The sequence below is a fragment of the Shigella sp. SIG3 genome, from assembly GCF_053555855.1.
Window position 1 is genome coordinate 1 of record NZ_JBQZXE010000135.1, and the last position, 8986, is coordinate 8986.

Consider the following 8986-nt stretch of genomic DNA (forward strand, 5'->3'; position numbering starts at 1 on the left):
GTCTGGGTATTGGCGAAGCGCCATTTATGCCTGCGGGAGTAAAGTCGATCACCGACTGGTATGCACAAAAAGAACGCGGCACGGCGCTGGGGATTTTTAACTCATCTACCGTTATCGGTCAGGCTATCGCGCCTCCTGCTCTTGTATTGATGCAGCTGGCATGGGGCTGGCGGACGATGTTCGTTATCATCGGCGTGGCAGGGATTCTGGTTGGGATCTGTTGGTACGCGTGGTATCGCAACCGGGCGCAGTTTGTCCTGACTGACGAAGAACGGACGTATCTCTCCGCGCCGGTTAAACCGCGTCCACAGCTGCAATTTAGCGAGTGGCTGGCGCTGTTTAAGCATCGGACAACCTGGGGGATGATTTTAGGTTTCTCTGGCGTCAATTATACCGGTTGGCTCTACATTGCGTGGTTACCCGGTTATTTGCAAGCCGAACAAGGTTTCAGTCTGGCGAAAACCGGTTGGGTAGCGGCGATTCCTTTCCTCGCGGCGGCGGTCGGGATGTGGGTTAACGGTATTGTGGTCGATCGGCTGGCGAAAAAAGGCTACGACCTGGCGAAGACGCGTAAAACGGCTATTGTCTGCGGTTTGATGATGTCGGCATTAGGCACGTTGCTGGTCGTGCAATCTTCCTCGCCAGCTCAGGCGGTAGCGTTTATCTCAATGGCGCTGTTCTGCGTGCATTTCGCGGGAACGTCTGCATGGGGACTGGTGCAGGTGATGGTGTCAGAAACAAAAGTGGCTTCCATCGCCGGGATTCAAAACTTTGGCAGTTTTGTTTTTGCTTCCTTTGCTCCGATCGTAACCGGTTGGGTAGTGGATACCACACACTCGTTTAATCTGGCGCTGGTTATCGCGGCCTGTGTGACGTTCACCGGGGCGCTGTGTTACTTCTTTATTGTCAAAGATCGCATTGAGTAATCGTTACTATCAGGCTCTCTTGCTGTGGGCCTGTAGAATAAAAAAAAGCGGATCCTGGAGATCCGCAAAAGTTCACGTTGGCTTTAGTTATTCGAGTTGAGAAACTCTCGAAACGGGCAGTGACTTCAAGGGTTAAAAGAGGTGCCGCTCCGTTTCTGTGAGCAATTATCAGTCAGAATGCTTGATAGGGATAATCGTTCATTGCTATTCTACCTATCGCCATGAACTATCGTGGCGATGGAGGATGGATAATGAATATTCGTGATCTTGAGTACCTGGTGGCATTGGCTGAACACCGCCATTTTCGGCGTGCGGCAGATTCCTGCCACGTTAGCCAGCCGACGCTTAGCGGCCAAATTCGTAAGCTGGAAGATGAGCTGGGCGTGATGTTGCTGGAGCGGACCAGCCGTAAAGTGTTGTTCACCCAGGCGGGAATGCTGCTGGTGGATCAGGCGCGTACCGTGCTGCGTGAGGTGAAAGTCCTTAAAGAGATGGCAAGCCAGCAGGGTGAGACGATGTCCGGACCGCTGCATATTGGTTTGATTCCTACGGTTGGACCATACCTGCTACCGCATATTATCCCGATGCTGCACCAGACATTTCCAAAGCTGGAAATGTATCTGCATGAAGCACAGACCCACCAGTTACTGGCGCAACTGGACAGCGGCAAACTCGATTGCGTGATCCTCGCGCTGGTGAAAGAGAGCGAAGCATTCATTGAAGTGCCGTTGTTTGATGAGCCAATGTTGCTGGCTATCTATGAAGATCACCCGTGGGCGAACCGCGAATGCGTACTGATGGCCGATCTGGCAGGGGAAAAACTGCTGATGCTGGAAGATGGTCACTGTTTGCGCGATCAGGCAATGGGTTTCTGCTTTGAAGCCGGGGCGGATGAAGATACACACTTCCGCGCGACCAGCCTGGAAACTCTGCGCAACATGGTGGCGGCAGGTAGCGGGATCACTTTATTGCCAGCGCTGGCTGTGCCGCCGGAGCGCAAACGCGATGGGGTTGTTTATCTGCCATGCATTAAGCCGGAACCACGCCGCACTATTGGCCTGGTTTATCGTCCTGGCTCACCGCTGCGCAGCCGCTATGAGCAGCTGGCAGAGGCCATCCGCGCAAGAATGGATGGCCATTTCGATAAAGTGTTAAAACAGGCGGTTTAAACCGTTTAACGCAGCTACCCGATAGGCTTCCGCCATCGTCGGGTAGTTAAAGGTGGTGTTGACGAAGTACTCAATAGTGTTGCCGCCACCTTTCTGTTCCATAATCGCCTGACCGATATGAATAATTTCGGCAGCGCGCTCGCCAAAGCAGTGAATACCCAGAATCTCTTTTGTTTCCCGATGGAACAAAATTTTCAGCGTGCCCACGTTCATGCCGACGATTTGTGCACGTGCCAGATGTTTGAACTGGGCGCGGCCCACTTCATACGGCACTTTCATCGCGGTCAGCTGCTGTTCGGTTTTGCCCACAGAGCTGATTTCCGGGATGGTGTAAATGCCGGTAGGGATATCTTCAATCAGATGTGCGGTGGCTTCGCCTTTTACCAGCGCCTGCGCGGCAATGCGCCCCTGGTCATAGGCCGCTGATGCCAGGCTCGGATAACCAATCACGTCGCCCACCGCGTAAACGTGCGGCTGTGCGGTCTGATACATGCTGTTGACCTTCAGCTGTCCGCGACTGTCAGTTTCCAGCCCAATGTTCTGTAACGCCAGCGAATCGGTATTACCGGTACGACCGTTGGCATAGAGCAGGCAGTCAGCTTTCAGTTTTTTACCCGACTTCAGATGCATGATCACACCGTCGTCACAGCTTTCGATCTTCTCGTACTCTTCGTTGTGACGAATCACTACGCCACTGTTCCAGAAGTGATAGGAGAGAGAATCTGACATCTCTTGATCGAGAAATGCCAGCAGGCGATCGCGGGTGTTGATCAGATCCACTTTTACATCCATACCGCGGAAGATCGACGCATATTCACAGCCGATCACTCCAGCACCATAGATAAGTACATGGCGCGGTTCGTGGTGCATGCTAAGAATTGAGTCGCTGTCGTAAATGCGTGGATGGGTGAAATCAACATCTGTTGGATGATATGGACGAGAGCCGCAGGCAATAACAAATTTTTCAGCGGTTAGTGTTTCAACGCTGCCGTCCGGGCAATCCAGCGCCAACGTATGCTCGTCAACAAAGCGAGCGTTCCCCTGCAATATTTTACAGTGATTACGTTCGTAAAATCCCTGACGCATGCGCGTTTGTTGATTAATCACGTTATCGGCATGGTTAAGGATATCGGCAAAAGAAGAGCGGAGCAGTCGGGAATGGTCGCTGTATAGTGGGTTTTGATTGAATTCTATAATGCGGCTGACGGCGTGACGGAGAGCTTTCGACGGGATGGTGCCCCAGTGGGTGCAACCGCCGCCAACATTTTGATAACGCTCGATAACTGCGACGCGCGCACCTTGCTTAACCAGGCCCATTGCAGCGCCTTCGCCGCCGGGGCCGGAACCTATTACTATGGCATCGTAATCGTAGGAATGTGGCATGGTAGGGCTTACCTGTTCTTATACATAAAATCAACATAATGGTAACATTCTATCGCGGGTAAGCCAATTGATCCCCGTCATTTATCTGGCTATATCCTGAGCGGCCTTTGCTTTGTCTGTTTCTTACTTTTGCCCTGACGTTTTATTGGATTTTTATCGACGATACTCTCCGTTTAAGCGGCAGGTTTCCGCTGTACGTAAAAGAACCGGCCAGTAAATATGTTTTATTGCGTTACCGTTCATTCACAATACTGGAGCAATCCAGTATGTTCATTCTCTGGTATAGTGCCAGCAGTACTTTTGGCAAGGATTCAGACATCGTGATGGGCGTAAGAGCGCAACAAAAAGAAAAAACCCGCCGTTCGCTGGTGGAAGCCGCATTTAGCCAATTAAGTGCTGAACGCAGCTTCGCCAGCCTGAGTTTGCGTGAAGTGGCGCGTGAAGCGGGCATTGCTCCCACCTCTTTTTATCGGCATTTCCGCGACGTAGACGAACTGGGTCTGACCATGGTTGATGAGAGCGGTTTAATGCTACGCCAACTCATGCGCCAGGCACGTCAGCGTATCGCCAAAGGCGGGAGTGTGATCCGTACCTCGGTCTCCACATTTATGGAGTTCATCGGTAATAATCCTAACGCCTTCCGGTTATTATTGCGGGAACGCTCCGGCACCTCCGCTGCGTTTCGTGCCGCCGTTGCGCGTGAAATTCAGCACTTCATTGCGGAACTTGCGGACTATCTGGAACTCGAAAACCATATGCCGCGTGCGTTTACTGAAGCGCAAGCCGAAGCAATGGTGACAATTGTCTTCAGTGCGGGTGCCGAGGCGTTGGACGTCGGCGTCGAACAACGTCGGCAATTAGAAGAGCGACTGGTACTGCAACTGCGAATGATTTCGAAAGGGGCTTATTACTGGTATCGCCGTGAACAAGAGAAAACCGCAATTATTCCGGGAAATGTGAAGGACGAGTAATGAAACAAGCAAATCAAGATAGAGGTACGCTGCTGCTGGCGTTGGTTGCTGGCTTATCGATTAATGGTACTTTCGCAGCGCTGTTTAGCTCCATTGTGCCATTTTCTGTATTCCCGATTATTTCCCTGGTGCTGACGGTTTACTGCCTGCATCAACGTTATCTTAATCGCACCATGTCGGTAGGCTTGCCGGGTCTGGCAGCTGCCTGTTTTATTCTCGGCGTACTGCTGTACAGCACGGTAGTTCGTGCGGAATATCCGGATATCGGCTCTAACTTCTTCCCGGCAGTACTCTCCGTCATTATGGTGTTCTGGATTGGCGCGAAGATGCGTAACCGTAAGCAGGAAGTTGCTGAGTAATCGGTATCATGCCGGATGCTGGCGCATCCGGCATGGGTTTTACTTCGCGGTCAGTAATACGCCGCACTCCATATGGTGCGTGTAGGGGAACTGATCAAACAGAGCCAGACGTTCGACCTTGTGCGTCTGGCTTAATGTTTCCAGATTTTTGCATAACGTTTCCGGATTGCAGGAGATATACAGAATACGTGGATACGCCTGCACCATTTTCTCGGTTTCACTGTCCAGACCGCTGCGCGGTGGGTCGACAAAAATGGTTTCGAACTGATAGCTCTTTAAGTCGATCCCTTGCAGGCGGTTAAACTCGCGCACACCATTCATCGCCTGAGTAAATTCTTCTGCCGCCATACGAATAATTTGTACGTTATCAATATGGTTAGCGGCAATGTTGTATTGCGCGGCAGCGACTGACGGTTTGGCGATTTCGGTGGCTAATACCCGATCAAAATTGCGCGCCAGCGCTAATGAAAAGTTACCGTTGCCGCAGTACAGCTCCAGTAAATCGCCTTTTGAGCCTTTGGTTACGTCCAGCGCCCATTCCAGCATTTGAATATTCATCGCCGCGTTCGGCTGGGTAAAGCTGTTTTCTACCTGACGATAGATCATCTCTTTCCCTGCGACCGGCAGACGCTCGTCGATGTAATCTTGATCCAGCGCGATTTTGGTTTTCGTTGCCCGACCAATCAGATGCACATTCAGATTCTGCGCGCGCAGTGCATCGCGCAGTGCTTCCGCTTCCTGACGCCACTCATCATCCAGCTTTTTATGGTACAGCAGGGAAACCACCGCCTGATTACTCAGCGTGGTGAGGTAATCAATCTGGAACAACTTGTGGCGCAGAACGGGATTATTACGCACACCCGCAATCATCGCCGTCATCAACTGGTTGATGAGTTCACTGGCGGCGGGGAAGCTATCCACGCGGATGCGGCTTTTGGTTTGTTGATCGAAAATGATGTGATACAGGTCATCGCCATCGTGCCAGATGCGGAACTCCGCGCGCATCCGGTAATGACTGACCGGCGAGCGAAACACTTCCGGAACCAGGTCAGAAAACGGTGCCATCATACTTTGCAAACGTACCACTTTTTCGGCTAACTGCGCTTCATACTGTTCTGTTGGAAGGTGTTCGGGGGTCATGATGTATCCTGAAAAATTAAAGTACGCGGCGATTGTAGGGATTGCTCATCAGATGTCCAGATCTTGATGAATTCCTATTTGTGAGCTACGTCTGGACAGTAACTTGTTACAACCTGTAGCATCCACTTGCCGGTCCTGTGAGTTAATAGGGAATCCAGTGCGAATCTAGAGCTGACGCGCAGCGGTAAGGAAAGGTGCGATGATTGCGTTATGCGGACACTGCCATCCGGTGGGAAGTCATCATCTCTTAGTATCTTAGATACCCCTCCAAGCCCGAAGACCTGCCGGCCAACGTCGCATCTGGTTCTCATCATCGCGTAATATTGATGAAACCTGCGGCATCCTTCTTCTATTGTGGATGCTTTACAATGATTAAAAAAGCTTCGTTGCTGACGGCGTGTTCCGTCACGGCATTTTCCGCTTGGGCACAGGATACCAGCCCGGATACTCTCGTCGTTACTGCTATCCGTTTTGAACAGCCGCGCAGCACTGTGCTTGCACCAACCACCGTTGTGACCCGTCAGGATATCGACCGCTGGCAGTCGACCTCGGTCAATGATGTGCTGCGCCGTCTTCCGGGCGTCGATATCACCCAAAACGGCGGTTCAGGTCAGCTCTCATCTATTTTTATTCGCGGTACAAATGCCAGTCATGTGCTGGTGTTAATTGATGGCGTCCGCCTGAATCTGGCGGGGGTGAGTGGTTCTGCCGACCTTAGCCAGTTCCCTATTGCGCTTGTCCAGCGTATTGAATATATCCGTGGACCGCGCTCCGCTGTTTATGGTTCCGATGCAATAGGCGGGGTGGTGAATATCATCACGACGCGCGATGAACCCGGAACGGAAATTTCAGCAGGGTGGGGAAGCAATAGTTATCAGAACTATGATGTCTCTACGCAGCAACAACTGGGGGATAAAACACGGGTAACGCTGTTGGGCGATTATGCCCATACTCATGGTTATGATGTTGTTGCCTATGGTAATACCGGAACGCAAGCGCAGACAGATAACGATGGTTTTTTAAGTAAAACGCTTTATGGGGCGCTGGATCATAACTGTACTGATGCCTGGAGCGGCTTTGTTCGCGGCTATGGCTATGATAACCGTACCAATTATGACGCGTATTATTCTCCCGGTTCACCGTTGCTCGATACCCGTAAACTCTATAGCCAAAGTTGGGACGCCGGGCTGCGCTATAACGGCGAACTGATTAAATCACAACTCATTACCAGCTATAGCCATAGCAAAGATTACAACTACGATCCCCATTATGGTCGTTATGATTCGTCGGCGACGCTCGATGAGATGAAGCAATACACCGTCCAGTGGGCAAACAATGTCATCGTTGGTCACGGTAGTATTGGTGCGGGTGTCGACTGGCAGAAACAGACTACGACGCCGGGTACAGGTTATGTTGAGGATGGATATGATCAACGTAATACCGGCATCTATCTGACCGGGCTGCAACAAGTCGGCGATTTTACCTTTGAAGGCGCAGCACGCAGCGACGATAACTCACAGTTTGGTCGTCATGGAACCTGGCAAACCAGCGCCGGTTGGGAATTCATCGAAGGTTATCGCTTCATTGCTTCCTACGGGACATCTTATAAGGCACCAAATCTGGGGCAACTGTATGGCTTCTACGGAAATCCGAATCTGGACCCGGAGAAAAGCAAACAGTGGGAAGGCGCGTTTGAAGGCTTAACCGCTGGGGTGAACTGGCGTATTTCCGGATATCGTAACGATGTCAGTGACTTGATCGATTATGATGATCACACCCTGAAATATTACAACGAAGGGAAAGCGCGGATTAAGGGCGTCGAGGCGACAGCCAATTTTGATACCGGACCACTGACGCATACTGTGAGTTATGATTATGTCGATGCGCGCAATGCGATTACCGACACGCCGTTGTTACGCCGTGCTAAACAGCAGGTGAAATACCAGCTCGACTGGCAGTTGTATGACTTCGACTGGGGTATTACTTATCAGTATTTAGGCACTCGCTATGATAAGGATTACTCATCTTATCCTTATCAAACCGTTAAAATGGGCGGTGTGAGCTTGTGGGATCTTGCGGTTGCGTATCCGGTCACCTCTCACCTGACAGTTCGTGGTAAAATAGCCAACCTGTTCGACAAAGATTATGAGACAGTCTATGGCTACCAAACTGCAGGACGGGAATACACCTTGTCTGGCAGCTACACCTTCTGAACCACGTCCCACCGTGCTGGTGTTTGACTCCGGCGTCGGTGGGTTGTCGGTCTATGACGAGATCCGGCATCTCTTACCGGATCTCCATTACATTTATGCTTTCGATAACGTCGCTTTCCCGTATGGCGAAAAAAGCGAAGCGTTTATTGTTGAGCGAGTGGTGGCAATTGTCACCGCGGTGCAAGAACGTTATCCCCTTGCGCTGGCTGTGGTCGCTTGCAACACCGCCAGTACCGTTTCACTTCCTGCATTACGCGAAAAGTTCGACTTCCCGGTTGTTGGTGTCGTGCCGGCGATTAAACCTGCTGCACGTCTGACGGCAAATGGCATTGTCGGATTACTGGCAACCCGCGGAACAGTTAAACGTTCTTATACTCATGAGCTGATCGCGCGTTTCGCTAATGAATGCCAGATAGAAATGCTGGGCTCGGCAGAGATGGTTGAGTTGGCTGAAGCGAAGCTGCATGGCGAAGATGTTTCTCTGGATGCACTAAAACGTATCCTACGCCCGTGGTTAAGAATGAAAGAGCCGCCAGATACCGTTGTATTGGGTTGCACCCATTTCCCTCTACTACAAGAAGAACTGTTACAAGTGCTGCCAGAGGGAACCCGGCTGGTGGATTCTGGCGCAGCGATTGCTCGCCGAACGGCTTGGTTGTTAGAACATGAAGCCCCGGATGCAAAATCTGCCGATGCGAATATTGCCTTTTGTATGGCAATGACGCCAGAAGCTGAACAATTATTGCCCGTTTTACAGCGTTACGGCTTCGAAACGCTCGAAAAACTGGCAGTTTTAGGCTGATTTGGTTGAATGTTGCGCGGTCG

Annotated in this window: 8 protein-coding genes and 1 riboswitch; of the genes, 6 read left to right on the plus strand and 2 right to left on the minus strand. The window is 51.2% G+C overall.

Going from position 1 to position 8986, the window contains the following annotated elements; translation table 11 throughout:
* The coding region (locus ACUU1I_RS17785; RefSeq protein ID WP_449144868.1) for an MFS transporter at positions 1-926 on the plus strand (926 nt) is incomplete at its 5' end.
* Positions 927-1177: 251 nt separating this feature from the next.
* Positions 1178-2095 (plus strand): DNA-binding transcriptional regulator OxyR, encoded by a 918-nt coding sequence (gene oxyR / locus ACUU1I_RS17790; RefSeq protein ID WP_001025932.1) that lies wholly within the window; start codon positions 1178-1180, stop codon positions 2093-2095.
* Here oxyR and sthA read toward each other — a convergent pair.
* Complete coding sequence (gene sthA, locus ACUU1I_RS17795; RefSeq protein WP_001120826.1) at positions 2078-3478, minus strand: Si-specific NAD(P)(+) transhydrogenase; 1401 nt, start codon at positions 3476-3478, stop codon at positions 2078-2080. The genes oxyR and sthA overlap by 18 nt on opposite strands.
* A gap of 320 nt (positions 3479-3798) precedes the next feature.
* On the opposite strand from sthA, the gene fabR reads away from it, so the two are divergent.
* Positions 3799-4449 carry an HTH-type transcriptional repressor FabR gene (fabR, locus tag ACUU1I_RS17800; RefSeq protein WP_001309117.1) on the plus strand — a complete coding sequence of 217 codons (651 nt, stop codon included), beginning with the start codon at positions 3799-3801 and terminating at the stop codon, positions 4447-4449.
* Positions 4449-4808, plus strand: a complete 360-nt coding sequence (locus ACUU1I_RS17805; RefSeq protein ID WP_000806414.1) for a YijD family membrane protein — start codon at positions 4449-4451, stop codon at positions 4806-4808. The genes fabR and ACUU1I_RS17805 overlap by 1 nt, the downstream gene beginning before the upstream one ends.
* Positions 4809-4847: 39 nt before the next feature.
* On the opposite strand, the gene trmA is transcribed toward ACUU1I_RS17805, so the two are convergent.
* The gene (gene trmA / locus ACUU1I_RS17810; protein ID WP_000187010.1) at positions 4848-5948 is read right to left on the minus strand and encodes a tRNA (uridine(54)-C5)-methyltransferase TrmA; all 1101 of its coding nucleotides are present in this window, start codon (positions 5946-5948) and stop codon (positions 4848-4850) included.
* Between the two features lie 113 nt (positions 5949-6061).
* Positions 6062-6251: riboswitch (cobalamin riboswitch) on the plus strand.
* A 65-nt stretch (positions 6252-6316) separates the two neighbouring features.
* Here trmA and btuB point away from each other — a divergent pair.
* Together btuB and murI are read left to right on the plus strand one after the other, a co-directional pair.
* Complete coding sequence (btuB, locus tag ACUU1I_RS17815) at positions 6317-8161, plus strand: TonB-dependent vitamin B12 receptor BtuB (protein ID WP_000591334.1); 1845 nt, start codon at positions 6317-6319, stop codon at positions 8159-8161.
* A complete protein-coding gene (gene murI, locus ACUU1I_RS17820) occupies positions 8106-8963 on the plus strand; it encodes a glutamate racemase (RefSeq protein WP_000201819.1) in 858 nt (285 codons plus the stop codon). The genes btuB and murI overlap by 56 nt, the downstream gene beginning before the upstream one ends.
* Positions 8964-8986 lie beyond the last annotated feature (23 nt).